This is a genomic window from Bradyrhizobium sp. NBAIM14 (genome assembly GCF_020193895.1).
In the GTDB taxonomy this organism is placed as follows: domain Bacteria; phylum Pseudomonadota; class Alphaproteobacteria; order Rhizobiales; family Xanthobacteraceae; genus Bradyrhizobium; species Bradyrhizobium yuanmingense.
This window is the reverse complement of sequence record NZ_JADYVQ010000016.1, coordinates 15,437-30,498: the sequence shown is the minus strand read 5'-3', so window position 1 is coordinate 30,498 and position 15,062 is coordinate 15,437. Positions and strand designations below refer to the sequence as shown.

The following is a 15,062-nucleotide window of genomic DNA, read 5'->3' as shown; positions in this document are numbered from 1 at the left end:
GAGACGGCCAAGGACAAGCCGCATTTTGGGTCAGATGATCGGCGGGCCGGATTGCCACTGCTTCACGGCATCGATCGGATGGATCAGCATCAGGATATTGAGCGTCAGATTGTCGCGAATGTGGAGCGCCAGCACGATCTCGAAGGCCAGCCCCAGCAGCACGGTCGTGGTGACAGGCAGCGCGCGTGCGGCCAGGAACCCCAAGATCATGGCCAGATTGTCCGAGACCGAATTGAGGATGCTGTCGCCGTAATAATCCAGCGAGATCGTGCCGGCGCGGTAGCGCTCGATGATGAAGGGCGAGTTCTCGACGATCTCCCAGGCGCCTTCGATCAGGATGGCGATGATCAGCCGTGCGGGCCAGGAGAGAGGCAGCAAGGGTAACCGCGCAAACAAAAGCCAAGTCAGGCCGTAGAACAGGAAGCCGTGCAGGACGTGTGAGAACGTGTACCAGTCTGCAATCTGCTGTGAATTCTCCGAGCTGTTCACCACGCCGTGCCACAGCTTGATGGTGCCGCAGGCGCAGATCGGCACCCGCCCCATCGCAAGCAGGATCCCCGCCTGCAGCGCCAGCAGCAGTAGCGCGATGCCGGCCCAGGCGAGCGGCGGGAAGGTGGTCTTGGCGGCGGGAGTTGCGGCGAGCGTCATGGGTCTCGGATCATCAGGAGTGCGGGACCATCGGGCGTGACGATCTCGTGCTGCGGCACGAAGCCAGCTTTCTCATAGGCACGAATCGCGCGCGCATTGGAAGGACTCGGGTCTATCACGATGCGCGGCACACCGCGCGCGAAGAGCTGGTCGATGAAGGCGCGGATGAAAGCGGAGCCGTGGCCGCATCCGAGCATGTCGGCCTCGCCGATGAACTGATCGAGGCCGCGAGTGCCCACGGGCTGCGGGCCGAAGCTGATATGCCAATCGCCGAGCCGGTAGCACTGCAGGTAGGCGAAAGGCCGGCCGTCAAGGCTGACGATGAACTGCGCCAGGTCAGGATGATCGAGGTCGCCGCCGACGAATTCAAGCGTCTCCGGATCATGCCACCATTCGGCAACATGCGGTGCGGCGAGCCAGCGCCGGATCAGCGGCATGTCGGCCGCGGTCATGGGACGGAAGGCGTAGCTTTGCGTCATCTAGCGTCCACAGCGGTGCTGCTCTCCCTCTCCCGCTTGCGGGAGAGGGTTGGGGAGAGGGTGTTTCCGCAATGGGACAATCCCCCAGAGGGAAGAGCCCCCACCCGGCGCTTCGCGCCGACCTCCCCCGCAAGCGGGAGAGGTTGCACCGACCGTGCGGAGAGGCACTCGGACAAATGACCCCTCCGCCCTACCCCGTAGCCAGGCTCTCGATCGTCAGATTCCGGTTGGTGTAGACGCAGATGTCCGCGGCGATGTCCAGGGAGCGGCGGACGATGGTCTCGGCGTCCTTGTCGGTGTCGAGCAGGGCCCGGGCCGCCGCCAGCGCGTAATTGCCGCCGGAGCCGATCGCCATCACGCCGGCCTCGGGTTCGAGCACGTCGCCGGTGCCTGTCAGCACGAGGGAGACGTCCCTGTCAGCCACGATCATCATGGCCTCCAGCCGCCGAAGATAGCGGTCGGTGCGCCAGTCCTTGGCGAGCTCCACCGCCGCCCGAGTCAGCTGCCCCGGATATTGCTCGAGCTTGGATTCGAGCCGCTCGAACAGCGTGAAGGCGTCAGCCGTGGCGCCGGCAAAGCCGCCGATGACGTCGCCCTTGCCGAGCTTGCGGACCTTCTTGGCATTGGACTTGATCACGGTCTGGCCGATCGAGACCTGGCCGTCGCCGCCGACCACCACCTTGCCGCCCTTGCGGACCGTTAGAATCGTGGTGCCGTGCCAGCCCGGCGAGCTGTTCTGGGAGTCCTGCATGAATACCTCACTGTCCGGCCTGATTTAGGCGGTCGGGACGAAGGGCACAACGGGCCGTTCCGGGCCGAATTTCGCTCACCATAGGCAGAAGTAGAGGTCCGGCCGGCCGTTCCCGCAGTAGCGAAGGTGTCATTTGGCTGTTAAGAGACTGGCGTTTTCGGCTCCCTAGCTAGGATGAAAGCCAGCTTTCAATGCGCACCGCGACGATCAAGCGCAAGACCAAGGAAACCGACATCGAGGTCTCCGTGAACCTCGATGGCACCGGCGTGGCCAATATCGCGACCGGCATCGGCTTTTTCGACCATATGCTCGATCTTCTCGCCCGCCATTCCCGCATCGACCTCACGGTCAAGGCGGTGGGCGACCTGCACATTGATTATCACCATACCACCGAAGACACCGGCATTGCGCTTGGCCAGGCGGTCAAGCAGGCACTCGGCAACATGGCGGGTATCACCCGCTATGCCGGCGTGCACATGCCCATGGACGAGACGCTGACGCGCGTGGTGATCGACATCTCGGGCCGCCCGTTCCTGGTGTTCAAGGCCGACTTCCCCCGGCACAAGATCGGCGAGTTCGACACCGAGCTGGTGCGCGAGTGGTTCCAGGCTTTTGCCATCAACGCCGGCGTGACTCTCCACGTCGAGACCCTATATGGCGATAACAGCCATCATATCGCCGAGTCCTGCTTCAAGGGTCTGGCGCGGGCGCTCCGCGCGGCCGTGGCGATCGATCCGAAGGCGGCGGGCGAGATCCCCTCCACCAAGGGCTCGCTCGGCGGCTGACATCTTCCGTCTTGCGGCGAACGCTGCTGGCGGCATCACTGAATTTCGAGAACGGGGCATCACCATGCCTGTCTACACAGTTCACGCTCCCTCACCCGCAGGAGCCGATCCGCGCGCGACCGACAAGTTCGTGTTCGTGCGCGACGGCTTTCATTTCTGGGCGATGATCTTCGGTCCGTTCTGGCTGTTGTGGAATCGGCTGTGGCTGGCGCTGATCGGCTATCTGATCTTCCTGGCCGCGTTCAACGCGGGGCTGTCGAGCCTCGGCGTCGGGCGCTCCTCGATCTTCTTCGCCGATTGCATCGTCGCGGTGCTGATGGGCCTCGAAGCCTCGAGCCTGCGCCGCTGGACCTTGTCGCGCGGAAAGTGGCGGCAGCTGGATATCGTCGTCGCTGATGACAGCGACACTGCGGAGCGCCGCTTCTTCGAACGCTGGAGCCAGAAGCAGAACGGCAGCGCTGGCGATCAATGGGCCGTCGATCGCGGCGGCCCGCCGCCGACCCGCAATGTGCCGGGTCAGCCATTCTCGAACCCGCCGCCGATTCCGGCCGGCGGCATCATTGGGTTGTTTCCAGAACCGGGAGGGTCAAGATGAGCGTCGCCATCATCGATTACGGTTCCGGCAACCTGCATTCCGCCGCGAAAGCCTTCGAGCGCGCCGCGCGCAGCCTGGAGAGCCCGCAAAAGGTCTTTGTTACCAGCGATCCGGACCAGGCTTACGAGGCTGACCGCCTGGTGCTGCCCGGCGTCGGCGCCTTTGCCGATTGCCGGCGCGGGCTCGATGCCGTCAACGGCATGGTCGAGGCCATCACCGAAGCGGTGCGCGTCAAGGCGCGGCCGTTCTTCGGCATCTGCGTCGGCATGCAGCTGATGGCGAGCCGCGGCAAGGAACACGTCGTCACCGAGGGCTTGAACTGGATCGGCGGCGACGTCGAGAAGATCACGCCGCGCGATGAAAGCCTGAAGATCCCGCACATGGGCTGGAATACGCTGGACCTGCTGCAGGAGCATCCGGTGCTGAACAAGCTGCCGCTCGGTCCCAAGGGCCAGCACGCCTATTTCGTGCACTCCTATCATCTCAACGCCGCAAGCGAGGCGGACGTGCTTGCGCGCGCCGATTACGGCGGGCCCGTCACCGCGATCGTCGGCAAGGACACCGCCATCGGCACGCAGTTTCACCCCGAGAAGAGCCAGCGCTTCGGGCTGGCCCTGATCTCGAACTTCTTGCGATGGAAACCGTGATTCTCTTTCCCGCGATCGACCTCAAGAACGGCCAGTGCGTGCGCCTCGAGCAAGGCGACATGGCGCGCGCGACCGTGTTCAACCTCAATCCGGCTGCGCAGGCGCAGAGCTTTGCCGAGCAGGGGTTTGAGTTTCTTCACGTCGTCGACCTCGATGGTGCCTTCGCCGGCAAGCCGGTGAATGCCGGGGCGGTCGAGGCGATGCTGAAGACGATCGAGATCCCGGTCCAGCTCGGCGGCGGCATTCGGGATCTCGCGACCGTCGAAGCCTGGCTCGACAAGGGCGTCACCCGCGTCATCATCGGCACCGCCGCGGTGCGCGATCCCGAGCTGGTGAAGTCCGCCGCGAAGACATTCCCCGGCCGCGTTGCGGTCGGGCTCGACGCGCGCGACGGCAAGGTCGCGGTCGAGGGCTGGGCCGAGACGTCGCAGGTCACGGTGCTCGAGATCGCCAAGCGCTTCGAGGATGCCGGCGTTGCCGCCATCATCTTCACCGACATCGCGCGCGACGGCCTGCTCAAGGGCTTGAACTTAGAGGCGACCATCGCGCTCGCCGAGGCCATCTCGATTCCCGTGATAGCCTCCGGCGGCCTCGCCTCGATCGAGGACGTGAAAGCCATGCTGACGCCGCGCGCGAAGAAGCTCGCCGGCGCGATCGCCGGCCGCGCGCTCTATGACGGCCGGCTCGATCCCGCTGCCGCCCTCACCTTGATCCGCGACGCGCGCAGGAGCTGACCCATGTTCAAGGTGCGCGTGATCCCCTGCCTCGACGTCAAGGACGGCCGAGTCGTCAAGGGCGTCAACTTCGTCGATCTCAGGGATGCCGGCGATCCCGTCGAGGCCGCCATCGCCTATGACGCCGCCGGCGCCGACGAGCTCACCTTCCTCGACATCACCGCGACCCATGAGAACCGCGGCATCATGCTGGACGTGGTCCGGCGCACGGCGGAAGCCTGCTTCATGCCTGTGACCGTCGGCGGCGGCGTGCGCGAGGTCAACGACATCAAGACGCTGCTGCGCGCCGGCGCCGACAAGGTCTCGATCAACAGCGCCGCGGTCTCGCGGCGCGAATTCGTCAAGGAAGCCGCTGAAAAATTCGGCGAGCAGTGCGTGGTGGTCGCGATCGATGCCAAGCGCGTCAAGCGTCCGGGCGGCGACCGCTGGGAGATCTTTACCCATGGCGGGCGCAACTCGACCGGCATCGACGCGATCGAATACGCGCAGGAGGTGGTTTCGCTCGGCGCCGGTGAAATCCTGCTCACCTCGATGGACCGCGACGGCACAAGGCAGGGATTCGATATTCCGCTGACCCGCGCGATCGCCGACAGCGTTCCCGTCCCCGTGATCGCCTCGGGCGGCGTCGGCAATCTCGACCATCTCGTCGACGGTATCCGCGACGGGCACGCCACCGCGGTGCTCGCGGCTTCGATCTTCCATTTCGGGGAATTCACCATTCGTGAGGCCAAGGAGCACATGGCGCGGCGTGGGCTGCCGATGCGCCTGGATGCCTGACGACTCCGGTTCGTAACGATGCTAACATTGGCGGACGGGGATGGCCGCCGTGGCCAAATCTGTTGCCAAGCTTGCTTTCAAGCGTGTTTCCGAGTGAGTCCGATGCCGCGTTTCACGATCCATGATCTGGCCGAAACCATCGACGTCCGCGCAGCGTCCGGCGGCGAAGCATCCTATACCCGCAAGCTGCTCGACAAAGGCCCCGAGCATTGCGCCAAGAAGTTCGGCGAGGAAGCAGTCGAAACCGTAATCGCTGCAGTCGAAAACGATCGCGCGCATCTGATCGCTGAAAGTGCCGACCTGCTCTATCATTTCCTTGTGCTGCTGAAGGCGCGCGGCATAAAGCTGGAAGAGGTCGAGGCCGCGCTGGACAAGCGGACCTCGATGTCGGGGCTGGAAGAGAAGGCGTCGCGCAAGGGCGGCTAGGCAAGGGCGAATAGATCGCAACGGAAAGGCGGCGTCATGGATATCCGCGCACCCGAGCAGCAGTACAATCCCTACCGCGTTTATACGCGTGAGGAATGGGCGCGACTGCGCGACGATACGCCGATGACGCTCGAGCCGGGCGAGTTCGACCGGCTGCGTTCGCTGCACGATCGCCTCGACCTGCAGGAGGTCGAAGACATCTATCTTCCGCTGTCGCGCCTGTTGTCGATCTACGTCGATGCCATGCAGCGGCTGTACTACGCCGAGCGCCAGTTCCTCAACATCAGGGACCGCAAGGTGCCCTACATCATCGGCGTCGCCGGCTCGGTGGCGGTCGGGAAATCCACCACGGCACGCGTGCTCCAGGCCCTCTTGGCGCGCTGGTCGCCGCGGCCGAAAGTCGAGCTGATCACCACCGACGGATTTCTCTATCCCAATGCGGTGCTCGAGCGGCACGGCATCATGCAGAAGAAGGGTTTTCCGGAGAGCTACGATCTGCCGATGCTGCTCAACTTCCTCTCCGACATCAAGGCCGGCCGCCGCCACGTCCGTGCGCCGGTCTATTCGCATCTGACCTACGACATCGTGCCGAACCAATGGGCCGAGATCGACCAGCCCGACATCCTGATCGTCGAAGGCGTCAACGTGCTGCAGACCGGCAAGCTGCCGCGCGACGGCAAGGCGGTGCCGGTGGTTTCCGACTTCTTCGATTTCTCGGTCTATATCGACGCCGACGAGGCGGCGCTGCGGCAATGGTACATCAAGCGCTTCCTGGCGCTGCGCGACACCGCATTCACCAATCCAAAATCCTACTTCAACCGCTATGCTCTGTTGTCGGACGAGGAAGCCACCGCGACCGCGATCGCGATCTGGGAGCGTACCAACCTCGCCAATCTCGAGGACAACATCCTGCCGACCCGGCCCCGTGCGACGCTGATCCTCAAGAAGGGCGCCGACCACACGGTGGAGAGCGTGGCGCTCAGGCGGCTGTAATCGCCTTGGTGCCCGGGCCCTGCCCATTCGCGCAGAGTATCTTTTGATGCAGACCAACGATGGGTATTCCGCTATTCCTTGGAAAACGGCGGGGGCACACCATGGTTGATCGTCTCAGGAGCGCTGCGGAGCAGCTGGAAGCTCCGGTCTGTCCGGACTGCCATGTCGAGATGAAGTGGTTCCGCTCGGAATTGCTCACGGACGAGCCGACCCCGGTCATCGCGCATCTCTTCGTGTGCCCGCATTGCAAGCGCGCCGCGCAGGCAAATACCGTCTTCCGGGGAGGCCAGACGACGCCCGACAAGCTGTCTGCACCGCGCTTCATTGTCTCTGCCGCATGAGAGACCGCGTCGGCCGGATCGCCCGCTTCAGGCCCGGCATGACGATCATTTCGGAGCCCCCTGTCGCCACTTCGAGCCGACGAAGATGTGCCACGTCGTCAGAAACATCGCGGCGACGAGCGGGCCGATGACGAACCCGTTCGCTCCGAACGTCGCAAGGCCGCCCAGCGTGGCAAGCAGCACGACATAGCTCGGCATCTGGATCGACTGGCCGACCAGGATCGGGCGGAGAAAATTGTCCGCAAGGCCGATCACGAAGGTGCCGAAAGCGAGCAGGATGAGGCCCTTCGTGACCGAACCTGCAACAAGCAGGTAAAGCGCAACCGGAACCCAAACCAGCGCGGAGCCGAGCACCGGCAGCAGCGAGAGCAGCGCCATCAGTGCGCCCGCCAGCAGCGGCGCGGTGAGGCCGAGCAGCCAGAAGATGAGCCCACCGAGCGCTCCCTGTATCAAAGCGACGAGAACGATCCCCTTGATCGTTCCACGAACCGCCAGGGTGAAGACATCGAGAATTTCGGCGGTATGGCTCGGGCTCAGCGGGAGCGCCTCGCGAATGCGGGCATTGAGCTCGTCACCGTCGCGCAGCAGGAAGAACAGCAGGTACAGCATCACGAGCAGGCTTGCGACGAACTCCAGCGTCACCTGACCGATGTTGATCGCATGCCCGGCCAGCTGTTGGCCGGCAGGGACGACCAGACCCGACAGGCGCTCCCTCAGGGCCGAAAAATCGATGCCGGCCAGACGATCCCCGAGCGACGCAGCCCAGGCGGGCAGCGCGGATTTCAGCTGCTGCAGGGGATGAGCGAGGCTGATCTCCCCGCTCTGAACGCGCTGATACAGCTCCCCGCCCTGGTCGATCAGCGACGCGATGATGATCGCCACGGGGATCAGGACCATGACGACCACCACGATGACGGTGACGAGGGCGGCAAGGTTGTGCTTTTCGGGCACGGATTTCAGGATCCGTCGATAGAACGGGGCGAAGATGATGGCCAGCAGCGTGGCCCACAACACGGCACCGGAGAACGGCCAAAGCACCCAGACGAACGCGACGGAGATCGCGCCGAGCAGGATGAGGAATGAACGATTCTCCGATGTTCTCACGTGTTCGCCAGCTCTTCGCTCGTTCGCCAGAGGATGTCCGTAGCACAACATCGTGGCGGAGCGGCAGGTCCTCACCTGCCCGCTTTTGCGATCCAATCCGCAAGCGTGATGCGCCCTGCGAAGGTGGCGGGACCCGAGCTGCCGGCCTTGTAGACGAAGGCCTCGCCTTCCCCGACGTTGCCGGCGTCCTTGCCGAAGGCATCGGCGATGTTGGTCTTGTGGGTGACCAGGACGGTGTTGGTGCCGGACTGCGGCGGCGCATCGACGAGCTGACGCACGGCCTGCCCGGCCTTGGCATTGGCGCCGGTCGGGTTTGCCATTCCCGATGCGCTGGCGTTGCTGCTGTCGGTCAGGGCATCGACCGGCTTGACCTCACGGCCGGAGATCAGCTTGCCGGCCTCGACCGCGCGGTTCAGCCGGCTGGTGTAGACGTCGCCGATGGGGATCGCGAGGTCCTTGATCGCCGTCCCGATCTGGCGCGCCGCGTCCCTGCCCTTCTCGCTGAGCTGACGCTGGGCACTCATGTCGTCGAACTTGAAGGGATAGACATCCTTCTGGCTGTCGTCAGTCGCGGTGTGTCGGAAGATCAGGACGTAGCCGCCCTGCTTGAGCGACGAGATGAGGTCCGGTGTGTCGGCGGCTGCGTGGCGGGAGATTCCAGCCAGGAGAACAATCAGGGCGAGGCGGCAAAGCACGTTCATGCGCAAATCCTTTGGTTGCAAAATGCCCCCGGTGGGATCGTGACGCGCAACGCGCTCGATTTCAATTGCGATCGTCAGACGAGCTCAGGTTCCCGTGAGATCCGGAACCGTCTGGTGCCGGGACGCGGCAAGGCCCGCCAGCGCCTCCTCGAGCTTCTCGCGGTCGAGCGGCTTGATCAGAAATCCGTTCATGCCCGCCTCGAAACAGGCATAACGATCCTCCACCAGGGTGTTGGCGGTGAGCGCCAGGATCGGCGTCCGGGAATCGCCCAGCGCGGCCTCGTGCGCGCGGATGCGCTTTGTCGCCTCGATGCCGTCGAGCTGCGGCATCTGGATGTCCATCAGCACGAGATCGTAGGGCGTGCCGGCCGATGAGGCGGCGAGCCAGGATTCCAGCGCGGCCTCGCCATGGACGGCAATGACGACGCGATGGCCGAGCTTGGTCAGCAGCGAGCGCATCAGCAAGGCGTTGATTTCGTTGTCCTCGGCGACGAGGATCGACAGGCCTTTCGCCGGTGCGGGGCCGGCGGAGACCGGCGGCGGCTCCGGCGCGAGATCGGGCGAGGCGACCTCCGGCGTCAAAGCAAGGCGTGCGGCGAGCGAGGCCGCGCGCAGCGGCTTCACCAGAAAGCCGGTGAAAGCCGGCGACAGCTTCTCGTGGCGCGAGCTCGACGTCAGCAGAACGAGGCGCTGCAAGGCATGCGCGCGGGCGGCCTCACCGAGCTGATCGGCCGCGGCTGGGCCGATCGCCCGATCGATCAGCACCGTGTGCCAGGAGCGTTCCGGCAGCAATGCTTCGGCGACCGCCGCATCTGCAACCAGGCAGGTCTGGCCGCCCCAGCGTTCGAGGCGCCGCGCGATGAGCGAGGCTTCGATGCCGTCGGCGACGAGGAGCATCGACTTGCCGGTGAGGTCGGGACTCGGAAATGCGGTCTGCCCGGCGCCGCCTTGCGACGGCGGAAGCGGCACCGCGACCTCGAAGGTCGAGCCCCTGCCCGGCTCGCTCGTGAGCGTGATCCGGCCGCCCATGCGCTTGACGATGCGCTCGCTGATGGCGAGGCCAAGTCCGGTGCCGCCATAGGTGCGGGCGACGCGCTCGTCGGCCTGCTCGAATTCGCGGAAGATGCGCTGCTGGGCTTCGGCTGCGATGCCGATGCCGGTGTCGCGAACCAGGAAGCTGATCTCGTTCGGCCAGATGCCGGGCTCGACGATCAGCGCCACGCCGCCGCTGCTCGTGAACTTGATGGCGTTGCCGGCGAGGTTGAGCAGCACCTGGCGCAACCGCGCGGCGTCGCCGACCACTTCGAGCGGCAGGCGCTCGTCGACATAGGCGGCGATCTCGAGCGACTTCGCCTGCGCGCGCGGCGCGAGCAGCTCGGTGATCTCTTCGACAAGTGTCGAGAGCGCGAAGGGACGTTGATCGAGGTCGAGCTTGCCGGCCTCGATCTTGGAATAGTCGAGCAGCTCCTCGATCAGCGCCATCAAGGCTTCGCCCGAGGTCTTCACCGCCCTGGCATAGGTCGCCTGCTCCGGCGTCAGATCGGTGTCGAGCAACAGGCCGCCCATACCGATGATGCCGTTCAGGGGGGTGCGGATCTCGTGCGAGGCCATCGCCAGGAAGCGCGACTTGGCGCGGTTGGCGGCGTCGGCCTGGTCGCGCGCGTCGGACAATGCGCGCTCGGTCTCGGTGCGGTCGGTGACGTCGCGTCCGACGCTCTGCAACTCGGCGGGCTGGCCGGCATCGAGGCGGACATAGCCCTCGCGCCAGGCGATCCAGCGCGCGCCGAGCGGGGTTGCGATCTTCTGGTCGTGGATGCGCGTGCCGCTGCTCTCGCGGGCACTGTCGCCCTGCTCCAGCACGTCGAAATCGAATCGCGTGCCGACCAGCGCGCTGCGCGCCTGTCCCGCGAGCGCGCAATAGGCCTCGTTGGCAAAGGTGATGCGGCCGTCGGTAGCGCGCAGCACGATGAGGTCGCCCTGCTGCTCGAACAGGCTGCGGGCGCGCTCTTCCGCTTCCTTCAGCTCCCAATTGCGGTCGATCAGGGCCTCATTGTGGGCGGCGAGCGTCCGCAGCCGCTTATTGACGAAGCGCAGGCGCATGCTCAGCGTCGCAAGGCCGAGGCAGGCGAGCGCGAACAGGAAGCTGGCACCGATCGCAAAGGTATGGGGATCGTAGCCGGAATTGTCCGACCGGCTGCCGGAGACGAAACCATAGGCGCCGCCAAACGTCGCCGAGAAGATCATGAAGGAGCGGATCGCGAAAGCGAGCCTCGGATGCCGTCGCCTGAAACGACGCATGCGCACCTTGATCCGGAACGTCCGACCCATCGCAACCGACCCTTGCCTGAAACCCCGCCGCCGCGTGCGACGATGGCCCGCCGACCTTGCGAACAAATTGCGGCGGTGGCGCCGCCTCCGAACAGGGTTGACGAGACGTTAACGGGTCAGAGCATGATCCGGACCCGAAGGGCCGCGTTAGCGAAAAGTGTGCAGCGGTTTTCCTTCGCGACAAACGCGGAACGCGTTTGCGCGGAGATCATGCTCAAACACAAAGCTCTAAAGCGATGCCGCCTGGAAGCGGCCATGGCCGCCGCGGGCGCCGACGATCAGCGCCGCCGCCTCGCGCGGCGAGAACGTCTTTGAGCGCACATAGATGCGGTAATCCGCCGGTCCTTCGCTGGAGAGATAGACCACCTGGCCGCCGTCGACCGGCTGCGCGGCGATCGAGACGAGACGCGTCGAAGGGCTGGCCTGGCAGGTGTCAGGCTCGGAGCCGAGGCCGTCGTCGACCACGGCAAAATCCGCGGCGTCGGCATCCTCGGTGATCTGGACCCGCACCGTCGCCTGCGCGGGATCGTCGGTGAAGGCGACATGCACGCCGGCGGTCCAGAACAGCGAGGTGAGCTCGACCGATGTGTCGCCCAACGCGATGCAGGGATGCGACACCGATCCGATCTCGGCGCGGGCGAACACCGCAGCCGCCAACAGGGGAACAGCCGAGGCCAGGAACTTGAAACGCAACATGACGCTCTACTCGCTAGGCCCCGGGAACTCACAACCGAAACGCGTCGGGCCTTATGGTTTGCAGAGCGTAAAGGAAAGTCGTTACCGCCGGGTTGATGCGCGGAATGATCAAGCCAGCTGGCGCACATCCTCCGCGAGTGCGCGGTACGACAGCGCTTCGGCGAGGTGCAGCCGGCCGATCTTGTCGGCATGGTCGAGGTCGGCCAGCGTTCGCGCCACCCGCAGCACGCGGTGATAGCCGCGCGCCGACAGGCGCATGGTCTCCGCGGCGTCGCGCAGCAGCTTGGCGCCTTGCGCATCCGGCTTTGCGATCTCCTCCAGCACGGAGGCGGGGGCTTCAGCATTGGTGCGGACATGGGGCAGGCCTGCATCCGCATAGCGCGCCAGCTGGATGTCGCGCGCCGCCGCCACGCGGGCGGCGACCTCGGCCGATCCTTCCGACGGCGGCGGCAGGATCAGGTCGGCGGCCGTCACCGCCGGCACCTCGATGCGCAGATCGATGCGGTCCATCAGGGGACCTGAGATGCGCGCCTGGTAATCGCCGGTGCAGCGGTCGATGCGACCGCGCTTGCAGACATAGCCGGGCTCAAACGCATTGCCGCAGCGGCAGGGATTCATCGCCGCGACCAGCATGAAGCGGGCAGGGTAGGTGACGCGATGATTGGCGCGCGACACCGCGACCTCGCCGTTCTCCAGCGGCTGGCGCAGCGAATCCAGCACGCGCGGATCGAACTCCGGCAATTCGTCGAGGAACAGCACGCCCTGATGTGCCAGCGAGATCTCACCGGGCTTGGCGCGCGCGCCGCCGCCGGTGAGCGCGGCCATGCTGGCGGAATGGTGCGGCGAGCGGAACGGGCGCCGCGCCGTCAGCGCGCCGCCTTCGATCTCGCCGGCGACCGAGGCGATCATGGAGACCTCGAGCAGCTCGCTCGGCGACAGCGGCGGCAGGATCGAGGGCAGGCGCGCGGCCAGCATCGATTTGCCCGCGCCCGGCGCGCCGATCATGAGCAGGTGGTGCCCGCCGGCGGCCGCGATCTCCAGCGCGCGCTTGGCGCTTTCCTGGCCCTTGATGTCGCGCAGGTCGAGCGTCGAGGCGGCGGCCTCGTGCACCTTCGGCGTCGGCCGCGACAGCACCTGCGTGCCCTTGAAATGGTTGGCGATCTGGATCAGCGAGTGTGCGGCAATGATCTGGATGTCCGGGCTCGCCCATGCCGCTTCGGAGCCGCAGGACGCCGGGCAGATCAGACCTTCCTCGCGCATATTGGCGCCGATCGCGGCGGGAAGGACGCCGGCCACCGGCGCGATCGAGCCGTCGAGGCCGAGCTCGCCGAGCACGGTGAAGCCGGTCAGCGCATCCGGCGGGATGGCGCCGATCGCGGCCATCAGCCCGAGCGCGATCGGCAGGTCGTAATGGCTGCCCTCCTTCGGGAGGTCGGCCGGGGCCAGATTGACGATGATCCGCCGCGCCGGCAGCGCCAGCCCCGAGGCGATCAGCGCCGAGCGCACCCGCTCGCGCGCCTCCGATACCGCCTTGTCCGGCAAGCCGACGATGGCAAAGGCCGGCAGGCCGGGCGCGACCTGCACCTGCACGTCGACCGCGCGGGCCTCGATCCCCTCAAAGGCGACGGTAGAAACCCGCTGAACCATGCCGAACCAGCCTGCCCATTGCTGCAATTAGGGGTAGCAGAGCGCGGCCGTTTCCGCAAGAACAATACGGGAACAATCGCCTAGCGGCCGGTCAAATCCTAACCAATCGTAAACGCAGCCCAGACACTACGTCTCGAATGCCGCCTTCTCTCCTCAGCACATTCCAACGAATGTCCGCTACTCCTAGGGCTGCGGGATGGGCCGTGGTCTAACGGGTGAACAGTTCAAATGCTTGCAAATCGCCGGAGAAGCGAACGTCGGGTGTGCAGCCGCCTCGCCAAGATCCATTTTGGCGCGGGCTCGCTGCCGCGGGATTGCACGATCACGGACATTTCGGATGGCGGCGTGAAAGTGGTGGCGGAATTTCTGGAAGTGCCGCCGCAATTCACCATCATCTTCGCGCCTGATTATTCCCGCCAATGCCGCCTGCGCTGGCGCATCGGCTGCGAATTCGGCGCCGAGTTCGTCGACTGAACCTCAACAGGCGCGCCTCCTTAACGGGACTTTAGCGTTAATGGGTAAGCATCTCTGATCAGTTGCCGAGTGATCAGAGTATGCCCAAGCGTTCGTTCCTCGCCTTATCCCCGGCGGGATATCTGTGTTCCGCCGTCCTGATCCTCGCCCTCGGCGGCTGTCAGACGGCCGGCATCGACGACGTCACCGGTGCGCTCGGCGGCAAGCGGGAGCCCGCCGCCAAGTTTGACGGCAAGTCCGACAGCAAGGCCGACCCCACGCCGGAGATGGACGCACTTCGCGAGCGTTATCGCGCCAAGCCGAGCGATCCCGCCATTGCTCTCGAATACGGCAAGGCGCTGCGTGGCAGCGGCCAGCGCGCGCAGGCGGTCGCAGTGCTGGAGCAGGCCGTGCTCGCCCGTCCTGGCAACAAGGCGCTGCTCGCCGGCTACGGCCGCGCGCTCGCCGACAACGGCAATTTCCAGCAGGCCTTCGACGTCCTCGGCCGGGCGCATTCGCCCGAGGATCCCGATTGGCGCATCCTGTCGGCGCAGGGCGCTGTGCTCGACCAGCTCGGCCGCAACGAGGAAGCCCAGCAATATTACGCTGCGGCGTTGAAGATCGTGCCGAACGAGCCGACCGTGCTGTCCAATCTCGGCCTGTCCTACATGCTGCAGAATAATCTATCGAAGGCCGAACAGGTGCTCGGCCGCGCCCATCAGCGCAATCAGAACGATGCGCGGGTCCGCGCCAATCTGGCGCTCGTGCTGGGATTGCAGGGTCGCGAGGCCGAGGCCGAAATCCTCGTCAAGGCAGATCTGCCGCCGGACCAGGCCGCGGCCAAGGTCGCGGCGCTGAAGCAGCTGCTGGCGAAAAAGCAGCAGCGGGCGGACAGGTAGTCCGCCCTAGAGCATGATCCGGACCCGAAGGGCCGCGTCAGCGCAAAGTGTGAAGCGG

At 65.6% G+C, this 15,062-nt stretch carries 18 protein-coding genes; 10 read left to right on the top strand and 8 right to left on the bottom strand.

Annotated features, from left to right (window positions below):
* Window positions 1–30: 30 nt before the first annotated feature.
* The 3 genes from I6F28_RS28300 to hslV form a co-directional block, all read right to left on the bottom strand.
* The gene (locus I6F28_RS28300; RefSeq protein WP_225142261.1) at window positions 31–648 is read right to left on the bottom strand and encodes a DUF2585 domain-containing protein; all 618 of its coding nucleotides are present in this window, start codon (window positions 646–648) and stop codon (window positions 31–33) included.
* A complete protein-coding gene (locus I6F28_RS28295; RefSeq protein ID WP_109141961.1) occupies window positions 645–1,127 on the bottom strand; it encodes a GNAT family N-acetyltransferase in 483 nt (160 codons plus the stop codon). Before I6F28_RS28295 ends, I6F28_RS28300 begins: the two co-directional genes overlap by 4 nt.
* Before the next feature lie 190 nt (window positions 1,128–1,317).
* The gene (gene hslV / locus I6F28_RS28290; protein ID WP_036003154.1) at window positions 1,318–1,878 is read right to left on the bottom strand and encodes an ATP-dependent protease subunit HslV; all 561 of its coding nucleotides are present in this window, start codon (window positions 1,876–1,878) and stop codon (window positions 1,318–1,320) included.
* A gap of 191 nt (window positions 1,879–2,069) precedes the next feature.
* On the opposite strand from hslV, the gene hisB reads away from it, so the two are divergent.
* From hisB to I6F28_RS28250, 8 genes are all read left to right on the top strand, one after another.
* Window positions 2,070–2,663: an imidazoleglycerol-phosphate dehydratase HisB gene (gene hisB / locus I6F28_RS28285; protein WP_036003156.1), complete on the top strand. Its 594-nt coding sequence runs from the start codon at window positions 2,070–2,072 to the stop codon at window positions 2,661–2,663.
* A gap of 64 nt (window positions 2,664–2,727) precedes the next feature.
* On the top strand, window positions 2,728–3,258 hold the full coding sequence (locus I6F28_RS28280; RefSeq protein WP_109141959.1) for a DUF2628 domain-containing protein: 531 nt from the start codon (window positions 2,728–2,730) through the stop codon (window positions 3,256–3,258).
* Window positions 3,255–3,905: an imidazole glycerol phosphate synthase subunit HisH gene (gene hisH, locus I6F28_RS28275; protein ID WP_036003163.1), complete on the top strand. Its 651-nt coding sequence runs from the start codon at window positions 3,255–3,257 to the stop codon at window positions 3,903–3,905. Before I6F28_RS28280 ends, hisH begins: the two co-directional genes overlap by 4 nt.
* Entirely contained in the window at window positions 3,902–4,639 is a 738-nt protein-coding gene (gene hisA / locus I6F28_RS28270; protein WP_225142260.1) for a 1-(5-phosphoribosyl)-5-[(5-phosphoribosylamino)methylideneamino]imidazole-4-carboxamide isomerase, read from the top strand. The genes hisH and hisA overlap by 4 nt, the downstream gene beginning before the upstream one ends.
* Window positions 4,640–4,642: 3 nt before the next feature.
* Entirely contained in the window at window positions 4,643–5,416 is a 774-nt protein-coding gene (gene hisF / locus I6F28_RS28265) for an imidazole glycerol phosphate synthase subunit HisF (protein WP_018646048.1), read from the top strand.
* 102 nt (window positions 5,417–5,518) lie between these two features.
* Window positions 5,519–5,842, top strand: a complete 324-nt coding sequence (locus tag I6F28_RS28260; protein ID WP_036003183.1) for a phosphoribosyl-ATP diphosphatase — start codon at window positions 5,519–5,521, stop codon at window positions 5,840–5,842.
* A 36-nt stretch (window positions 5,843–5,878) separates the two neighbouring features.
* Complete coding sequence (coaA, locus tag I6F28_RS28255; RefSeq protein ID WP_036003185.1) at window positions 5,879–6,835, top strand: type I pantothenate kinase; 957 nt, start codon at window positions 5,879–5,881, stop codon at window positions 6,833–6,835.
* A 101-nt stretch (window positions 6,836–6,936) separates the two neighbouring features.
* On the top strand, window positions 6,937–7,176 hold the full coding sequence (locus I6F28_RS28250) for a hypothetical protein (protein ID WP_036003274.1): 240 nt from the start codon (window positions 6,937–6,939) through the stop codon (window positions 7,174–7,176).
* Between the two features lie 45 nt (window positions 7,177–7,221).
* Here the strand turns inward: I6F28_RS28250 and I6F28_RS28245 are convergent, their stop codons facing one another.
* From I6F28_RS28245 to I6F28_RS28225, 5 genes are all read right to left on the bottom strand, one after another.
* Window positions 7,222–8,280: an AI-2E family transporter gene (locus tag I6F28_RS28245; protein ID WP_225135503.1), complete on the bottom strand. Its 1,059-nt coding sequence runs from the start codon at window positions 8,278–8,280 to the stop codon at window positions 7,222–7,224.
* A gap of 71 nt (window positions 8,281–8,351) precedes the next feature.
* Complete coding sequence (locus I6F28_RS28240; RefSeq protein ID WP_036024309.1) at window positions 8,352–8,981, bottom strand: histidine phosphatase family protein; 630 nt, start codon at window positions 8,979–8,981, stop codon at window positions 8,352–8,354.
* 84 nt (window positions 8,982–9,065) lie between these two features.
* Window positions 9,066–11,309: an ATP-binding protein gene (locus I6F28_RS28235; RefSeq protein WP_225142258.1), complete on the bottom strand. Its 2,244-nt coding sequence runs from the start codon at window positions 11,307–11,309 to the stop codon at window positions 9,066–9,068.
* Between the two features lie 228 nt (window positions 11,310–11,537).
* Complete coding sequence (locus I6F28_RS28230; protein WP_036024312.1) at window positions 11,538–12,005, bottom strand: hypothetical protein; 468 nt, start codon at window positions 12,003–12,005, stop codon at window positions 11,538–11,540.
* Window positions 12,006–12,113: 108 nt separating this feature from the next.
* Entirely contained in the window at window positions 12,114–13,652 is a 1,539-nt protein-coding gene (locus tag I6F28_RS28225) for a YifB family Mg chelatase-like AAA ATPase (RefSeq protein WP_225142256.1), read from the bottom strand.
* 228 nt (window positions 13,653–13,880) lie between these two features.
* On the opposite strand from I6F28_RS28225, the gene I6F28_RS28220 reads away from it, so the two are divergent.
* Both I6F28_RS28220 and I6F28_RS28215 read left to right on the top strand, forming a co-directional pair.
* Window positions 13,881–14,126 carry a PilZ domain-containing protein gene (locus I6F28_RS28220; protein WP_018644993.1) on the top strand — a complete coding sequence of 82 codons (246 nt, stop codon included), beginning with the start codon at window positions 13,881–13,883 and terminating at the stop codon, window positions 14,124–14,126.
* Window positions 14,127–14,206: 80 nt separating this feature from the next.
* Window positions 14,207–15,004, top strand: a complete 798-nt coding sequence (locus tag I6F28_RS28215; RefSeq protein WP_225142254.1) for a tetratricopeptide repeat protein — start codon at window positions 14,207–14,209, stop codon at window positions 15,002–15,004.
* Window positions 15,005–15,062 lie beyond the last annotated feature (58 nt).